The following is a 17,764-nucleotide window of genomic DNA, read 5'->3' as shown; positions in this document are numbered from 1 at the left end:
CTAGATTTGACAGGCATTGTGCGAGAAAAATAAAAAGCCCACTGCGGTGGAATGAATGCAGTGGGCTCAGTGGAGCTAATGGTAATCGAAACCACGACCTCTTCGATGCGAACGAAGCGCTCTACCAACTGAGCTATAGCCCCAATGTCTAAGACAAATCATCTTACGACAACTCTGCACACTGTACTACAAAGCTTGTATAAAAACAACATTTCTTGTAGTGCAGCGTGCTTGAGTGTCGTAAGTTAAAATACTAGTTTATTTGTTTTCTTTATTAAGTTTTGCTGCTTTCTTTGCTTTGTGCGCTTTGTATAAACCAATAAAAGTTGGCACAAGCGAGATAAGCAAAATTGCAACAATTACTAATTCAAAATTCTTCTGTACGAAATCAATCTTGCCGAAGAAATATCCAAGAAATGTGAAAAGCGACGACCAAACGAGACCGCCTAGTACAGAAAATGGTGTGAAGCGTATCCAACGCATTCCAGAAATTCCGGAGATGAACGGCATAAAAGTGCGTATGAATGGGAAGAATCTACCCAAGAATACTGCCAGCGGACCCCATTTATCAATCATTTTTTCGGTTTTTGCAACTCGTTCTGGAGTGAGCGCTTTTACTTTCCCGGATTCTACAATCTTTCGTCCGAAGAAATGACCAATAAAGTAATTGCACTGATCGCCAATAATTGGGGCTAGCCACACTACGGCAAGTAATAGTGGAAGTGGAAGCGCGCTATGACCTGTTTGAGCGTCAGGAGCTGCAAAAAACCCTGCTGCGAAAAGAAGTGAATCTCCTGGAAGGAATGGGAAGAATACTACGCCTGTTTCAATAAAAACAATGAGAAAAATAAGGCCTAATGCTGGAGCTGTGCCCATTGCAATCCAACTTGCAATAGCTGAGCGTGGATCCTTGAGTAGGTTAACAATAAAATGAATAAATCCCATAATGTCCTGTCATAAATTTTGCGTATTTAGTGACGCTTGTTAATTAAAAATCAAGCGAAACAACTGTTATTTTGAGCCTAGCAGTCGCCATAAACGGTTGACACTTTTTGTGCACACGCTATCAGTTAATTGCGTTATAACATACAATAATAGTTAGTAATGTAATGTTGCATGGTTAAAACTTGAGAAATTGCTTGGCAATTAAAGATTGGCAGGAGAAGTAACGTATGAAGTTAAATGATGAGCATGATGGTGAATATCCACAAAGTTTTGCTCCGCTAAAGCCTAGGAAACGTTCTGCTCGTGTAATCAATGCTAATGAAGTTTTAAAAAAGAATGATGATTCGAAAAGCAAAATTCCTGACGAATATGTAAACATTGGTTTGCCGGAAACAGACTTGTCGATTGCTGATTTTTCTCGTAAGCATTCTAATCCAAAGAATTGGTGGATTTATTTTGGCGTTCTGCTTGTCGCTATTGTTATTCCGTATTGGATTGGTCGCACTATGGCAGCTCGTCATACTTCGTGGGTTATTTCGCATTGCTCTGGATTATCTTCGCAAGGTGTTGTTTTTATTTCGTGGGTAATCACAGTGTCTGCTTTTACAAGTCTTGCTATGGCGTTGATTGACACTCATCGTTGGATTTGGCGGATAATGTTTGCTGTTTTTCTGGCTTTAGAACAACTTATTGCCGGATTATGCATGCTAAACATGAGCTTCTGGTATTCGACGTATGTGGTCTATGGTCATGCTTCAGGTTTAGCGAATGCGGCAAATCTTGGCATTATTTCTGCAGGTATTGGAGTAGCTGTATTTGCTGTCATTTTTGTTGGTTTGCTTGTCATTGTTCCTAAAACCTCGGCTTTGAATGTTCTTACGCGTAGTTGGGCGTCGTTCATAATGTTTTATGCAATTGAGGTTTTGGCAATTCTAGTTGTGTTATTTGGTGGCTTTATGACCGCAATGTAATATTTGGATTTTGCGAAAATAAGTTGTTTGCAAGTGGTTGTATGATAGAGACTTGGCGTGTAACGCCCGCGGATTGAGAGCGCTACAGCAGAAGGTTGTGGCACCGCGCAGTGATATTAAGGAGGACGCCGTGGCATTAACGGCTGAAGATAAGAAGAATATTATCAACGAATACGCGACGCACGAGGGTGACACGGGTTCCCCAGAAGTGCAGGTCGCTTTGCTTAGCAAGCGCATTGCTGACCTTACTGAGCACTTGAAGGAGCACAAGCACGATCATCATTCTCGTCGTGGCTTGTTGCTCATGGTTGGTGATCGTCGTCGTCTTCTCGATTACTTGAAGCGTGTTGACATCAACCGTTATCGTTCTTTGATTGAACGACTTGGCTTGCGTCGATAGTCTTGTAGCCCGGGCTTAGCTCGGGCTTTTGTATTCTTTGTGCTGTACGCAGGTACGTGTACGCATAAAAATTGTTCACATATTCACAGATTTGGGGTAAGTGTTGTGAACAATATTTAAAATTTATAACTAAAAAGAATTAACGAATAATTCAAAAAATAATTAAAGATTGATGTATAACTGAATACGGATGATTGAAGTAACCGAAACAAAAAACACTACGAAATATTGACGTAACGCAAGTGTTGCAAAGAGTGCAAATATTCGCATATAAGTAATAATGCGAAGTCGTCAATGTTATTACGCATGTTGGTTGATTAGGTAAGTTAAGAAAAGGAGGAACCCGTGGAGGGTCCCGAAATTAAGGCTGTAGAAGCCGTTATTGATAATGGTTCATTTGGTAAGCGTACGCTACGCTTTGAAACTGGTCGACTTGCTCAGCAAGCAGATGGTGCTGTTGCCGCATATTTGGATGACGATTCCATGATTTTGTCGACGACGACTGCAGGATCTAGTCCGAAGGAAAATTACGACTTCTTCCCATTAACTGTTGATGTGGAAGAAAAAATGTATGCTGCTGGAAAGATTCCAGGTTCGTTCTTCCGCCGTGAAGGTCGTCCTTCTAACGAAGCAACGTTGGCATGCCGTATTATTGATCGCCCGTTGCGTCCGTTGTTCCCACACACTTTACGTAACGAAGTGCAAGTTGTTGAAACAATTTTGGCAATTAATCCAGATGATGCTTACGATGTTATTGCTTTGAATGCGGCGTCTGCATCTACTATGATTTCTGGTTTGCCATTTGAGGGCCCAGTTTCTGGCGTTCGTTTGGCTTTGATTGATGGCCAGTGGGTTGCTTTCCCACGTTGGAGTGAGCGCGAGCGTGCAGTATTTGAGATTGTTGTGGCTGGTCGTGTGATTGAAAACGGCGATGTTGCTATTGCAATGATTGAGGCTGGTGCTGGTAAGAATGCTTGGAATTTGATTTACAATGATGGTCAAACCAAGCCAGATGAGCAAGTCGTAGCCGGAGGTTTGGAAGCTGCAAAGCCATTTATTAAGGTTATTTGCGATGCTCAAAATGAGTTGAAGCGTATTGCAGCTAAGGAAACTAAGGAATTCCAACTCTTCCCAGAATATACTGACGAACTTTATGCTCGTATTGACGAGATTGCTCATGCTGATTTGAATGAAGCTCTTTCTATTGCTGAAAAGCTTCCTCGTCAAGATCGCATCGCTGAAATTAAGGAAGGCGTGCGTGCTGCAATCGCTGAAGAATTCACTGATATGGACGAAGCCGAAAAGGAAAAGGAACTCGGCAATGCGTTTAAAGAATTGCAGCGTCAAATTGTTCGTCGTCGTATTTTGACTGAAGATTATCGTATTGATGGTCGTGGTTTGCGCGATATTCGTACGCTTTCTGCAGAAGTTGATGTTGTGCCTCGCGTACACGGTTCTGCACTTTTCCAGCGTGGTGAAACTCAGATTTTGGGTGTGACTACTTTGAATATGCTTAAGATGGAGCAGCAGGTTGATGCGCTTTCTGGTCCACAGACTAAGCGTTATATGCACAATTACGAAATGCCTCCATACTCCACTGGTGAAACTGGTCGCGTTGGTTCTCCAAAGCGTCGTGAAATTGGTCACGGTGCTTTAGCTGAGAAGGCTTTGGTTCCAGTTTTGCCAGGTCGCGAAGAGTTCCCATACGCTATTCGTCAGGTGTCTGAAGCTATTGGTTCTAACGGTTCTACTTCTATGGGTTCCGTTTGTGCTTCTACGCTTTCTTTGCTTGCTGCTGGCGTGCCTTTGAAGGCTCCAGTTGCTGGTATTGCTATGGGCTTAGTTTCTGGTGATGTTGATGGAAAGCATATCTTCAAGACTTTGACTGATATTCTCGGTGCAGAAGATGCATTTGGTGATATGGACTTCAAGGTTGCTGGTACTTCTGAATTCATCACTGCTTTGCAGCTCGATACGAAGCTTGATGGTATTCCAGCTGATATTTTAGCTGCCGCTTTGCAGCAGGCACATGAAGCTCGTGCAACGATTCTTGAAGTTATTAACGAATGCATTGATTGCCCAGCTGAGATGAGTCCATTCGCTCCACGCATTATTACAACCACAATTCCTGTAGACAAGATTGGTGAGGTAATTGGGCCTAAGGGCAAGATGATTAACCAAATTCAGGAAGAAACTGGTGCTGAAATCGCTATTGAAGATGACGGTACTGTTTACATTTCTTCTGAAGGCGGAGAAGCTGCTGAGAAAGCTAAGGGAATCATCGATTCTATTGCAAATCCTCGTGTGCCAAAAGCTGGTGAAACTTTCACAGGCAAGGTTGTTAAGACCACAAGCTTTGGAGCTTTTGTGAATTTGACTCCTGGAACTGACGGTTTGCTTCACATTTCACAGATTCGCAATTTAGCAAATGGTGAGCGCATTGACACTGTTGAAGATGTGCTGAAGGAAGGCGATAATGTTGAAGTTATCGTACAAAGCGTAGATGAGCGTGGCAAAATTTCTTTGGCTATTCCAGGTTTTGAAGATCAAGAATCTTCTGCTCCAGCAGCGCGTGAAAATCGTTCCCGCAGTTCTCGCGACGATCGCGATTCTCGTGACTCTCGTGGCGATTACCGTCGTTCTCGCCGTGACGATCGCGATAATCATGACCGTGCGGATCGTGCAGATCGCGATGAGCGTCCTCGTCGCCGCATGCGCGATGACCGTGACGATCGAGATCGCATGGATCGAAATGACCGATACATGGATCGCGATAACCGTTATGATGACCGCAACACTCGTCGAGACGACCGTCGTGCAGATCGTGCGGATCGCGATAACCGTTACAGCGATAACGATTTTGATGAACGTCCTCGTCGCCGCGTGCGCGATGATCGTGACGATCGTTACGAAAATCGTGACGACCGTGAAGATCGTGCAGATCGTGACGACCGTGAAGATCGCTCAAATCGTCGAGATTCAGAAAATCGTCGCGTATCTGATAGAAAGCCGCGTTATGCAGCTGATGACGATCACTATGACGAGTATCGTTCGGCTCGTGAAGAGCGCGCAGAGCGTCCTCGTCGCCGCGTGCGTCGCGATTTTGATCCATTTGAGGAAGATTAATTGCGCAAATAGTATTAAAGCAAAATTATTGCTAGATACTAAATAAAAATAAATATTCGTAGAAATGCCTTCAAGCTGCGTTTGCGTTTGGAGGCATTTCTTTTAGATAGCTATTTAAATGTTTTATGCAATCTGTGCAATAAAATAAAATATAAAAAGTAGTAAAATATTGTGACTGCGTAAAGTAGCGTAATGCAATAATAAATACTTACGAAAAATATAAAACTTACAAAATAGGGGTGAAATATGGTTATGCATCGCGCATTAGGTTCGTTTGATACAACCGCTATTGGTTTTGGCGAAATGCCATTGACAATAGAAAACAATCTTGGTCACGATATGGGAATTGAAACAATTCACGCAGCTCTTGATGCAGGTTGTACGCATATTGACACAGCTTGGGCATATTACTGCTCTGGTGGTGAAGAACAAACTGGCGAAAAGCTTGTTCGTGAGGCTTTAGAAAGCTGGAAAGGCGACAAATCTTCTATTTTGGTTGCTACTAAAGTCGGTCACTTCCGTAACTTTACTGACGGGCGACCAACGTGGGGTAAGGATGGTAAGCCAGAGCATTTGATTGCGCATGCCAAAGAGTCTGCAATGGCTCTAGGCGTTGACACTATTGACTTGCTTTACTTCCACAGGCCAGATCCAGAAGTTCCATACAATGAGTCTATTGAAGCAATGCAAGAGTTGCTTGATGAAGGTGTGGCTCGAGAAATCGGTATTTCTAACGCTTCTGTGGAGCAAATCGATATTGCGCGCAACATTTTAGGAGAAAAGCTAGTAGCAGTACAAAATCAATATTCTCCAGTTCATTTAGAGAATGAAGATACGTTGCAATATTGCGAAAAGCTTGGAATTGCTTTTGTTTGCTGGAGTCCATTAGGTGGATTCCGTCATCCTTATGACGAGCATCTTTTCGATCCATTCCGCAAAGTTGCTGAAGATCATAACGTAAGTTATCAGCAAGTAGTTTTGGCTTGGGAGCTCGCTAAAGGCGATCACATATTTGTCATTCCTGGAGCTCACAGACCAGCTACAATTTTAGATAGTTTGAAAGCTTCTGATTTGCAATTAAGCAATGAAGAATTGGCTTATTTAGGCTGAAAGAAAACAATAAAATGCAAGAAACAAGCGTAACTGGTATGCCATTGCCGCACGAAGATGAGGACGGTACGCCAATTCCTGTAACCATTCCAGTGCCGTTAGGGTCTCGCACTCATGCAGTTTTTACTACTAGATTGGGTGGAATTTCTGAAGGCTTATTTGCTTCACTTAATTTAGGCGGACGCGCAGGAGATAGTGAGGAGGCTGTAGCAAGCAATCGCGCAGCTTTACAAAAAGCTTTGCAAGCTGACTTGTCGCTTGTTGCTCAAGTTCATAGCAGAGAAGTATTTGACGCAGATAGTGTAGTAGATTCATGGAATACTTCTTACGGCTTTGATGCAACAGGTTTTGCGGATTCGCAATTGAGAATTGAAGCAGATGCGCAAGTTTCAACTGCGTGCTCGCTTGCATTAGGAATGTTTGCTGCAGATTGTTTGCCAGTTTTACTTGCGGACGACGAAGCTGGAGTAATCGCTGCAGCGCATTGTGGACGAAAAGGATTGATGGCTGGAGTGCTTGATGCTGTCATCGAAGCAATGTGCGAAAAGGGAGCTGAGCGTTCTCGTATAGAAGCAGTGCTCGGTCCGTGTATTTGTGGAGATTGCTACGAAGTTGGTGAGAGTATTGCGCGCGATTTTGAAAAACGTTATCCGCAAACTGTAACAAAAACGCGTTTCGGTGGAATTGGTATTGATATTGCTGAAGCTGCACGCATTGATTTAGCGCTCGCAGGAGTTGCGAATATTGTTGACGCTTTGCCAAGAGTTACTGCAGCTACGCAATATTTGCAGGAAGATGAGGAATTGCGCGCGATTTGCGAAGTAGATGGGGAAGGCGAGTCTTTGCCGGAACGTTTGCAAAATTTGCAAAACCCAATGTGCACTTTGGAAAATCCGCTATGGTATTCTCATCGACGTGCTAGTTTAGCTGGAAAATCGCATGAAGGTAGACTTCTTGCTTTAGTAATTCGCGACAAATAATCGCATATGCTATATAAACATTACTGTATTTGAGCTAGGTAGTAAGTGCAGTTGTGTGAGCTTAGCAAAAACGTGCGCAACACACGAGTGTTTTTTGCTTGTAAGTGATAGCGTTGATTCTGATGGTGTAGCACAGCGTTTTGTGCAGCTGTGTGGGGGCTTGTGAAAGGAATATTATGGTGGCTGATTTATTTCCAACCGCGTTGCGTGGGTACGATAAAGACAAGGTAAATGAAGCATTTGCAAACTATGAGCGTACTATTTCTCGTCTGCGTGAACAAGTGCGTTCAAGCGATGAATCAATTTTGCAATTACAAGCGCAATTGCAAGAAGAAAAAAATAATGTAAAACGTGCAAAAAGCGGAAATACTTTTGCATCCTTAGGTGCAAATGCGCAACAATTGCTGGCATCTGCAGAGCAGACTAGTTCTCAATTGCTTGAGCGCGCTAAGCAAGATGCTGCATCAATTAAAAAGAATGCACAAGCACAAGCTGGAACTTTGCTGAACAATGCAAAACTGGATGCTGCACATTTAATGCAAGAAGCACAAACTAAAGCAGACACAATGCTTTCCAATGCCACGCAAAAGTCGACACAACTTATGCAAGCTGCACAAGAAGATTCTGCACGTTTGCGCGATACTACTGCTAAAGATGTGCAAGCTCAAAAAGACGCTGCAGAATTAGCTTTACAAAACACTCAAGAAGAACATACGAAGCGCATGGCTTCTGAGCGCGCTCAGCAAGAAAGCAGCATTTCGCAACTTAAGTCGGAAGCTGCGCAAAAAATTGCTGAGCAGCGTGCGGCTGCAAACGAAGAGATTGCACGTGCTAAAGCTGAAACAAACGATCAGATTGAATCTGCTCTTGCAGAAGCAAATAAAAAGCTTGCTGATATGCGCGAACACGCTTCGAAGATGATGGCTGACGCACAGCGCAAAGCTGGCGAAATTACGGATGCTGCTGCTGCTAAAGCTCAAGAAATTGCAGATGATGCTCAAGTTGAACGCACGCGTACGTTAAGCCAAGTTAGTGCAGAAGTTGAGCAGATTCGAGCAGATATTGCTGCTCAACAGGAGGAAGCTACAAAGAAAGTCAATGCCTTGCTTTCTGGTTTGAAAGAGAAAGAAAGAGCAGCTCAGGAAGAAGCAGATGCTTTGGTTGCTCGCGCAAAAACTGTTCATCAAGAAGCTGACGAATATGCAGCGCAAACGCATCAGGCTGCGGATAGTCAGGCTGCTGATATTGTGCGCAAAGCTATGCAGGAAGCAACTGCTCAGGTTGAAGAGCGTAGAGCTGCAGCGCAGCAAGAGCTTGATGGCATGACGACTCGATTAACCCAATTGCAGCATCGTGAGGCAACTATTACGCAGCGCGTTACGGAATTGCGTTCGCTGTTTGCGAATGCTTTCTCTGGATTTGATTTTGGGGATGCTCAACAAAACCAACAAGTTGCGCAAGCTTCTGACGATAATGAGGATTCGTCGGATGCTCAATCTTCTGCAGATGCGAAGCAGGCTCAGCGAGATGTTCAAGCTGCGTTGGCTGAATCTGAAGAAGCTAACGAGTCTCAAGAAGATCAAGACACAGATAATCAATAAAGAAAATATTGTAAAATTTGTAGATTGGCTTAAACATCGTACGCTAGAATGTGCTGGTATTTGAATAAATATTTGAAATAAATATTGATAATTAACAGGAAAGGTAGCATTGTGACTGAAATCACTGCTCTAACTGATGAAAAATTACAAGGTTTGCGTGAGGATTTTGACGCAAATCCTTTAAACCGTTTAGCTATGAATGGTGTGACTGCTGCTGGTATTGATAAAGTCGCGCGTAATTATGATCGTGCGCGCTTATTGCAGCGTCGTTTTTCTACCATTGTTGATAACGGAGATGCAACACATCAGGATCGTTCTGGCCGTTGCTGGCTGTTTAGTTCGTTGAACGTGGCTCGTTTCATTGCGAAGAAATCCCTTGGATTGAAGGAATTTGAGTTTTCTCAAAACTATGCGATGTACTACGACAAGCTTGAGCGAATTAACTACTTCTTGAAGGATGTTGCTGCTTTGGTGCGTGCAGGTGAGCCTTCAGATTCTCGTTTGATTCAGCATTTGTTGCATGACGTTATGGGCGATGGCGGCCAGTGGACCATGGCTATGAATGTTTACAAGAAGTATGGTGCTGTTCCTAAGGATTTGTTCCCAGAAACTGCTTCTTCTAAGAATACTGGTGCTATGAATACGCAGTTGCGTGCGCTTTTGCATACTGCTGTTGCTCATATGTATGCGAATGCCACTGAAATTGATGCGATTATTGCGGATGCTACTGCTGCAGGTCACAGGATTTTGACAATTCACTTGGGTGAGCCACCTAAGAGCTTCGATTGGGAGTGGACTGATAGCGACGGCAAGTTCCATCGCGATGGTGAGATTACGCCAGTTGAGTTTTGGAAGAAGTACGTGAATGCTGGTCTTGAGGATTATGTGTGCTTGGTTGACGATCCTCGAGCTGAACATCCTAAGGGCAAGAAGATTGCTATTGAGCATTTGGGTAATGTTGCTGGCGGAGACGCAACCGAATATTTGAACGTGCCAAACCAGTTTATGAAGGATTGCGTGCGTAAGATTTTGGTTGAGAAGGGCATTCCAGTGTGGTTTGGTGCCGATTGCCATCCTATGATGGATCGCGAGAATGGCGCTTGGGCTACTGATTTGTTCGAGTATGGTCGCGTTTATGGCGTTGATTTTGATTTGGATAAGGAAGCGCGTGTGCGTTTTGCTGATTCTGCGATGAATCACGCTATGGCTTTTGCTGGTGTGGATGTTGCTGATGATGGTACGACTACTCGCCGTTGGCGCGTAGAGAACTCTTGGGGCACTGATATTGCAGATAAGGGTTACTTTACGATGAGTGACGACTGGTTTACCGAGTATGTGTACGAAGTTGCAGTGCCGAAGAATCTGCTTCCGGAAGAATATCGCAAAGCCCTAGAAGAACCAGCAATCGTATTACCGGCGTGGGATCCAATGGGCGCTTTGGCTTAGCTTAAGCGCATTGGGCGCTTAAGCTACTCCAAAGCGCCGCGCTCACTATTGCGAAAAGCACAGTGTGCTTTTCGCGTGAGCTCGGCGGTGCTTGCATCTTTATTCAAGATGCAAGCACCGACCACATCAAATGTGGTTGTGCTTTCAACGCAAGCTCGGCGGTGCACGCATCTTTATTTCAAGATGCGTACACCGACCCCACCAAGTTAGGTTGATTCTCTCCTCGCACCCACCGATCGCACCAAGCACAGTTTTTATAGGATGGTGACAAATGGCTTCTACAGCTGAGCAGCGTACTTCTCGCGCGGTAAAGAAGGAAGTTGAGGAGGGGCGTAACCCTCTTAATTCCGCGAAGTTTCAGCGCTGGGAAGACCAGGTTGGTGTGGATCGCATAATAAACCGCCGCGTGCTTGAGCTGGAGCCTTTGCCAACTCCTGCTCAGGTGCTTGGTGAGTTGCCATTGTCGCCGTATGCGCAGGATATTGTTGCTGAGTCGCGCGATGAGATTCGTAGCTGTTTGAATGGCGAAGATGATCGCTTGTTGGTTATTGTTGGCCCGTGTTCTGTGCATGATCCTAAGGCTGCTCTTGATTATGCGAGTCGTTTAGCTAAGTTGCGTTCGGAGCTTGAAGATGAGCTTCTTATTGTTATGCGCGTGTATTTTGAAAAGCCGCGCACAGCTCTTGGCTGGAAGGGTTTGATTAACGACCCGGATATTGACGGAACGCATGATATTCATAAGGGTTTGTTGCTTGCGCGTAAGACTTTGCTCGGCGTGTTGGATGCTGGTTTGGCTGCTGCTACTGAATTTTTGGAGCCGACCAGCCCTCAGTTTATTGCGGATGCTGTGAGCTGGGGTGCGATTGGTGCGCGTAATACTGAGTCTCAGATTCATCGTCAGCTTGCTAGTGGTCTTTCTATGCCGGTTGGTTTTAAGAATGCTACGGATGGTTCTGTTTCTGCGGCTGTAAATGGCTGCTTAGCTGCGAGCCAGCATCATACGTTCTTTGGTATTGATCATCTTGGTCGCGCTTGTGCTGTGCAGACTCTTGGCAACCCTGATTGTCACGTGGTTTTGCGCGGATCTAGTAAGGGGCCGAATTATGATGCTGCGTCGGTTGCTTCTGCTGTGGCTTCAATTCGTTTGCGTTTGGGTACTGGTTGCATGGCTTCGCATGGTGTTGTTGTGGATTGCTCGCATGGTAATTCTGGCAAGGATGAGCGTCGCCAGATTGAGGTTGTGCGTGAGATTGCGGATCGTTTGGCTGCGGGTGAGCAGGGTATTAAGGGCGTGATGATGGAGAGCTTCTTACAGGGTGGTAATCAGGATCCTGCTCCTCTTAGCGAACTTGAATATGGGAAGTCTATTACGGATCGTTGTATTTCTTGGGAAGATACTGCCAATTTGCTAAGAATTTTAGATAAATCTGTAGCAACTCGCCGTAGAGCTTAGAGCTTAGAGATTGTAGTAAGATAATCTCAATTAATTTCTACTTGGCTTATGTTCCTTACTGTATTTGCCGCCTATTTTTGCATTATATTTTGCGTACAAGGGAGTGTGTTGAAATGTATAACGAAGACTTGAATAAAGCGAATAATGGGAATAATGCGAATAAAGGTTTTATGTGTAAAGCACTACCGGTGGTGCGTTATATATTGTTAGCTTTGATTGCAACTGGTGTTATTTTGTTGGCTTTTGCATGGTATCGTGGCACGCATAGTGCTGGTTATACGCTTGTTACGTTTTCTGCATTGTGGTTTAGCGTTTTTATGCCGTTTGTAACTGGAATTGCTTTGCTTGTTTTTGCTAACGGATGGCGTCGCATTGTTGGCACTTTAGTTTGTGTATTGCTTATAGCCGGATTTTTCGCTTTTCTTGCCCTGCAGAATCAAATTATTGCGTTTTTCAATGTTCCTGTTGTGAATCCTTGGTTTGATTTTACGTGCGGAGCATTGCTGAAAATTGCGACTTTGACTTTTGTTATTATGACTTTAGTATGCGTGTTTTTGGTTAAGAATAACGATAAATGCGTAAGTAGCGAAGTAAAAAAGGATGATTCTGCTAATGCCTAGTACTGAGAAAATTACGAAAGTCGCTGTTGTTGGTGCTTTAGAGGAAGAAGTTGCGCATATTGCCAGTGCGCTTGAAAACGTGACTCACGATCACTCTGCAAGTCTTGATGTATCTTGCGGCACTCTTGACTCGGCGAATGGCAGTAAAATCGAAGTCGCGGCTACTGTTGGCGGAATGGGTCTGGTTAATGCTGCTGCAACTGTGCAATATCTTATTGACGCATATAACCCTCAAGTCGTAATTTTTTCTGGTATTGCAGGAAATCTTAATAAAAATTTGCATACGAACGATGTTGTTCTTGGAAAAACTGTAAAATATCTCGATACCGATATGCGCTTAATCGGTCAATGGAAGCCATTTGCAAGCGAATTTAATTCGGATGATTATCTTCTTAAAGTAGCTAGTAAAGTGCTTACCGATATGAAAATCACGCATATCGCTGGCACTATTGCATCCGGCGGATATTTTGTTGATTCGCCAGAAAAAGTAGCGGAGGTAATTGCAGCTACTCAAGCGGATGCTGTGGAAATGGAAGGCGCAGCAGTCTTGCATGTGGCTGCTCGTAACGACGTTCCTGCACTTGTTGTGCGCGCAATGAGCGATAATGCGGATACAAAATACGAGGATTTTCACACTTTTGATATTTCCGAGTATGCGGACACTGCTGCAAAAATTACGGTAAATATTCTTCGCAATTTGTAGCATTTCGACACGCTGATGTGGTCGCCGACCTTCATTTTGCTTAAGTCGCGTTAAATATAGCACCAAATACCGCCATTTTTGGTACCCACTTTATTTTTGCCGGTGAGGTTTTACCCACCTGTTTACGATGGTTGCGTTAATAAAAAAAGATAGGGATTAATTAAGAAAATGCGCCCAATTCGCAATACGGCTATAGGAACGCGAAAATGTGGTGGGGCGCAAGGCAATTCTTCGCGAAAGGAAAGAAGAATATGCGTAACGATATGAATAAGTCAAATATGAATAAATTTAATACGACTAAAAGCGCACTTAAGTTCCGCAGTATTGCTGCGGCGGCGCTAACTTTCGGCTTGTGTGCAACCTGCTCTGCTTGCGGAGACAATGTTCCTGCTGATAATTCCAATGCGTCAGGTTCGCAAAACACTAAGATCTCCGGCAATTTCCAAGGCTCGGGTGCTTCTTCCCAGCAGGTTGCAATGGAAGCGTGGATTGCAGGATTCCAATCTAAAAATCCGGGTGCAAAAATTGCTTACAATCCTACTGGTTCTGGTGCTGGCGTTACCACTTTTATGACTGGTGCCACGGCTTGGGCTGGTTCAGACAAAGCGTTGAGTAACGACGAAGTTGAAAAGTCTAAGTCGATTTGTGCTCATGGAACTACGGCTTTCGATGTGCCCGTGTATGTTTCACCAATTGCGATTATTTTCAACCTTAAAGGTGTTTCGGATGCTGGCAAGCATATTAATTTGGACGCTTCGACGATTGCTAAAATTTTCGACGGAAAAATTACGCGCTGGAATGATGACGATATCAAGAAGCAGAATCCTAAGCTAAAGCTTCCAGACACCCCGATTACTGTTGTTCACCGCTCCGATAAGTCCGGTACAACGCAGAATTTCTTAAGCTATGTGAAAGACGCTGCTCCGGACGATTGGAAATATGATCTTTCTGAAAACTGGCCAAATAGTGTCGGTCAAGGTGCAAAGGGCACTTCGGGCGTTGTATCTACTATTCGCATGGCAAATGGTGCGATTGGTTACGCTGATTTTTCACAGGTCGGTAAGCTCGGTACTGTTGCAGTGAAGGTGGGGGATACTTACAATGAGATTTCTCCGGAAGCTGCTTCTAAAACTTTAGCTGATTCTGAAATTGACGCAGACGCTTCTGCAAAATATCCTAATCGCGTTGTTATGAAAATTAATCACAATACGCAATCTAAGGGTGCTTATCCAATTGTGTTAGTTTCTTACGATATTGCTTGCCCGGTTTATAAAGATGCTGGAACTGCTCGATTTGTGAAGTCTTGGCTTAGCTACGTAACTAGCGCGGAAGGGCAGAATGCTGCTTCTTCTGCTGCTGGAACGGCTCCACTTCCACAAAATTTGGTAAGCAAAATTAACGCATCGATTAAGTCTGTTAAAACAGGAAAGTAAAAACTTTACAAACTGATATTATGAACGTATCGGTTATAAAGGAGAATGATTGAGTTCTACGAAAAATGCGAAAGCAGTCGCGAATAGTGCAAACGAAACTGCTCAAATTTCTGAGAGCAATAGCAAAAATTATGTTGGCACTCATCTTGCGGACCGTCTTTTTAAAGGCGTGGCTGCAGGCTGTGGCATGCTAATTTTGCTTGTTCTTACAGCAGTTGCAGTATTTCTGCTGTTTCGTGCTTTGCCGTTATTAAGTGGAAATCACGATCAAGTAAGTCATGTGTTTGCTGATTTTACTGGTGGTAAAGCGCATGATTTTATAAGCTATGTGGCTCCGCTTATTTTTGGCACAGTGCTTATGTCTGCGCTCGCACTGCTGTTCGCATTTTTTGTGGCAATTGGTATTGCTCTGTTTATTTCGTATTATGCGCCTAAAAAAATTGTTCCGCTTTTGAGTGGAGTAATTGATTTGCTTGCTGCGATTCCGTCCGTAATCTATGGTTTGTGGGGCGGATTGGTTTTGGTTCCAGCTATGTATCCTTTCTGGGATTGGGTTTCTAAACTTTTTGGCTGGATTCCGCTATTTTCTGGTCCGGCGGCTAATCCTTCTCGTTCTGCTGCTACGGTTGCATTAGTTTTGGCTGTGATGATTTTGCCGATTATTACTTCTATGGCTCGCGATATTTTCCAGCAGGCTCCTCGCTTGCAGCAGGAAGGTGCGCTTGCGCTCGGCGCTACGAAGTGGGAGATGATTAAGTTAGCTGTTTTGCCGTTTGCAAAGTCTGGTATTGTGTCGGCTTCTATGCTTGGGCTGGGCCGTGCTTTGGGTGAAACGATGGCAGTTTTGATGATTTTGTCTCCTGGATTTACTTTTGGTATCAATATTTTCAAGGCTTCTCAAAATCAAACTATTGCCGCAAATATTGCAGCGCAGTATCCGGAAGCGAACGGACTTGGCGTAAGTGCGCTTATTGCAACCGGCTTAGTTTTGTTCGTTATTTCTTTTGCAGTCAACTTTATTGCTCGCAAAATTACCGGAAAGGCGGGCGCATAAATGGAGCATCAAATTAATAAATCTAACGAAGGTGCTGAAGTCTTCGCAGAAAATTGCGTAGAAAATCGCGCAGAAAATTCTGCGGCTCCGGTTATTGACTTCAACAAATTCCGCCCAACTCGCTCACACATAGCTGCGCGCAAACGTAAAGACATGCTTATGCGCGTGCTGATTTTCTTGTCTTTTGTTGTGGCACTTATTCCGCTTATTTCTTTGCTTTTAACAACCATTATCAATGGTATTAAGCGTTTAAATTTTGATTTTCTCACTCATAACATGACTTACGTTGTGGGCGGAAATGCTACTGGAACTGGCGGTTACGGCGGAATTTTGCACGCGATTATTGGAACTCTTGAAATAACGCTAGGAGCTATGGTTATTTCAATTCCGATTGGTTTAATGTGTGCTGTTTATTTGGTTGAGTATGCTCGCGGAAACAAAATTTCGCGCATAATTAATCTGCTTGTTGACGTTATGAGTGGTATTCCGTCTATTGTTGCTGGATTGTTTGCATTTTCTATGTTTGCTCTTCTTGCTGGTCCTGGCACAATCAATGGTTTTGAAGGATCTGTGGCTCTTTCTCTTCTTATGATTCCAACAGTTGTGAAGTCTTCTCAAGAAATGCTAAAAATCGTGCCTAACGATTTGCGCGAAGCGTCTCTTGCTTTGGGAGTTACTCAGCAGCGCACAATTACAAAAATCGTTTTGCGCACTGCTCTTCCGGGAATTGTGTCTGGCTGTATTCTTGCGGTTGCGCGCGTTATTGGCGAAACTGCACCACTTCTTATGGCTTCAGGCTTTATTGCTTCCACGAATCTCAATTTATTTGATGGGCAAATGACGACTTTGCCGGTGTATGTTTACCAAGAATATTCCAAACTTTCTGCGAATTGTCCAGCTAATGCGCCGGCTTCTTGCGTAACGTCAATTCCAATGGAGCGCTCGTGGGCTGCAGCTTTAACGCTTATTGTGTTGGTGTTGTTGCTAAATATTTTGGGGCGAGTTGTAGCTCGAGTGTTTTCTGTAAAGGCGAAATAAAGCGAAGTAAATCTTAAATAAAGTGAGTTAAAGCAAAGCAAAATAAAGCAAAGCAAAGCGAATTAAATTTTTAGAAAGTGAGCATAAAATGGGTCAACGAATTGATGTGAAGCATCTTAATATTTACTATGGTGATTTTCTTGCTGTAGAAGATGTGAATATTAATATTGAGCCAAATAAAGTGACGGCTTTTATCGGACCTTCCGGATGTGGAAAATCAACAGTTTTGCGCACTTTAGACCGCATGCACGAAATCACTCCTGGCGCGCGAGTAGAAGGTCAAGTGCTTCTTGAAGGCCGCGATTTATACGGTAAAGACGTGGATCCTGTGGCTGTCCGCCGCGATGTTGGCATGGTTTTCCAGCGTCCAAATCCTTTCCCAACAATGTCTATTCGAGAAAACGTGCTCGCTGGAGTTCGTTTGAATAATCGCAAAATTGCTAAGAGTGATGCTGACGATTTAGTTGAGTGGGCTTTACGAGGCGCGAACTTGTGGAATGAAGTTAAGGATCGCTTAGATAAGCCGGGTATTGGTCTTTCTGGCGGTCAGCAGCAGCGACTTTGCATTGCTAGGGCTGTGGCTGTGCATCCGCAAGTTTTACTTATGGATGAGCCTTGCTCAGCTCTTGACCCTATTTCTACATTGGCTGTAGAAGATTTGATTAATGAGCTTAAGCGTGACTACACGATTGTGATTGTGACTCACAACATGCAGCAGGCTGCGCGTGTTGCGGATTACACGGCATTCTTTAATTTGAAAGCTGTAGGTCAGCCGGGGCATTTGGAATACTTTGCAGACACAACTACTATGTTCAACAATCCGCGCAACGCTGAAGCTGAGCGTTATATTTCCGGTCGTTTTGGCTGAGTTGTTATATACTTCT

15 protein-coding genes and 1 tRNA gene are annotated in these 17,764 nt (G+C 43.9%); 14 read left to right on the top strand and 2 right to left on the bottom strand.

Features of this window, described 5'->3' with window-relative positions:
• Nucleotides 1–70 precede the first annotated feature (70 nt).
• Both HXT40_RS06550 and HXT40_RS06545 read right to left on the bottom strand, forming a co-directional pair.
• Nucleotides 71–143, bottom strand: a tRNA-Ala gene (locus HXT40_RS06550).
• Between the two features lie 115 nt (nucleotides 144–258).
• Nucleotides 259–945, bottom strand: coding sequence for a DedA family protein (locus HXT40_RS06545; RefSeq protein WP_004109778.1), 687 nt, complete (start codon nucleotides 943–945; stop codon nucleotides 259–261).
• Nucleotides 946–1,172: 227 nt separating this feature from the next.
• On the opposite strand from HXT40_RS06545, the gene HXT40_RS06540 reads away from it, so the two are divergent.
• The 14 genes from HXT40_RS06540 (at nucleotide 1,173) to pstB (ending at nucleotide 17,748) form a co-directional block, all read left to right on the top strand.
• Nucleotides 1,173–1,916: a hypothetical protein gene (locus tag HXT40_RS06540; RefSeq protein ID WP_004109776.1), complete on the top strand. Its 744-nt coding sequence runs from the start codon at nucleotides 1,173–1,175 to the stop codon at nucleotides 1,914–1,916.
• Between the two features lie 130 nt (nucleotides 1,917–2,046).
• On the top strand, nucleotides 2,047–2,316 hold the full coding sequence (rpsO, locus tag HXT40_RS06535; protein WP_004109774.1) for a 30S ribosomal protein S15: 270 nt from the start codon (nucleotides 2,047–2,049) through the stop codon (nucleotides 2,314–2,316).
• 345 nt (nucleotides 2,317–2,661) lie between these two features.
• Nucleotides 2,662–5,442 (top strand): polyribonucleotide nucleotidyltransferase, encoded by a 2,781-nt coding sequence (locus HXT40_RS06530; RefSeq protein ID WP_116431944.1) that lies wholly within the window; start codon nucleotides 2,662–2,664, stop codon nucleotides 5,440–5,442.
• 246 nt (nucleotides 5,443–5,688) lie between these two features.
• Nucleotides 5,689–6,552, top strand: coding sequence for an aldo/keto reductase (locus HXT40_RS06525; protein ID WP_076002605.1), 864 nt, complete (start codon nucleotides 5,689–5,691; stop codon nucleotides 6,550–6,552).
• 14 nt (nucleotides 6,553–6,566) lie between these two features.
• Nucleotides 6,567–7,532: a polyphenol oxidase family protein gene (locus tag HXT40_RS06520; RefSeq protein ID WP_116431943.1), complete on the top strand. Its 966-nt coding sequence runs from the start codon at nucleotides 6,567–6,569 to the stop codon at nucleotides 7,530–7,532.
• 176 nt (nucleotides 7,533–7,708) lie between these two features.
• Nucleotides 7,709–9,133 (top strand): cell division protein, encoded by a 1,425-nt coding sequence (locus HXT40_RS06515; RefSeq protein WP_033888563.1) that lies wholly within the window; start codon nucleotides 7,709–7,711, stop codon nucleotides 9,131–9,133.
• Nucleotides 9,134–9,244: 111 nt separating this feature from the next.
• On the top strand, nucleotides 9,245–10,579 hold the full coding sequence (locus HXT40_RS06510; protein ID WP_103013784.1) for a C1 family peptidase: 1,335 nt from the start codon (nucleotides 9,245–9,247) through the stop codon (nucleotides 10,577–10,579).
• A 271-nt stretch (nucleotides 10,580–10,850) separates the two neighbouring features.
• A complete protein-coding gene (locus HXT40_RS06505) occupies nucleotides 10,851–12,032 on the top strand; it encodes a 3-deoxy-7-phosphoheptulonate synthase (protein WP_064621722.1) in 1,182 nt (393 codons plus the stop codon).
• A gap of 113 nt (nucleotides 12,033–12,145) precedes the next feature.
• On the top strand, nucleotides 12,146–12,652 hold the full coding sequence (locus HXT40_RS06500; RefSeq protein WP_102703336.1) for a hypothetical protein: 507 nt from the start codon (nucleotides 12,146–12,148) through the stop codon (nucleotides 12,650–12,652).
• On the top strand, nucleotides 12,645–13,355 hold the full coding sequence (gene mtnN / locus HXT40_RS06495) for a 5'-methylthioadenosine/S-adenosylhomocysteine nucleosidase (protein ID WP_012913804.1): 711 nt from the start codon (nucleotides 12,645–12,647) through the stop codon (nucleotides 13,353–13,355). The genes HXT40_RS06500 and mtnN overlap by 8 nt, the downstream gene beginning before the upstream one ends.
• A 206-nt stretch (nucleotides 13,356–13,561) precedes the next feature.
• A complete protein-coding gene (pstS, locus tag HXT40_RS06490) occupies nucleotides 13,562–14,788 on the top strand; it encodes a phosphate ABC transporter substrate-binding protein PstS (protein WP_410310235.1) in 1,227 nt (408 codons plus the stop codon).
• 106 nt (nucleotides 14,789–14,894) lie between these two features.
• The gene (gene pstC, locus HXT40_RS06485; protein ID WP_076003130.1) at nucleotides 14,895–15,842 is read left to right on the top strand and encodes a phosphate ABC transporter permease subunit PstC; all 948 of its coding nucleotides are present in this window, start codon (nucleotides 14,895–14,897) and stop codon (nucleotides 15,840–15,842) included.
• Entirely contained in the window at nucleotides 15,843–16,880 is a 1,038-nt protein-coding gene (gene pstA / locus HXT40_RS06480) for a phosphate ABC transporter permease PstA (protein ID WP_012913807.1), read from the top strand.
• Nucleotides 16,881–16,968: 88 nt separating this feature from the next.
• Nucleotides 16,969–17,748 carry a phosphate ABC transporter ATP-binding protein PstB gene (pstB, locus tag HXT40_RS06475; protein ID WP_004109757.1) on the top strand — a complete coding sequence of 260 codons (780 nt, stop codon included), beginning with the start codon at nucleotides 16,969–16,971 and terminating at the stop codon, nucleotides 17,746–17,748.
• Nucleotides 17,749–17,764 lie beyond the last annotated feature (16 nt).

The organism is Gardnerella sp. DNF01180P (assembly GCF_049244205.1).
GTDB classification, from domain to species: domain Bacteria; phylum Actinomycetota; class Actinomycetes; order Actinomycetales; family Bifidobacteriaceae; genus Bifidobacterium; species Bifidobacterium swidsinskii.
This window is presented reverse-complemented; position numbering and strand designations above follow the sequence as displayed.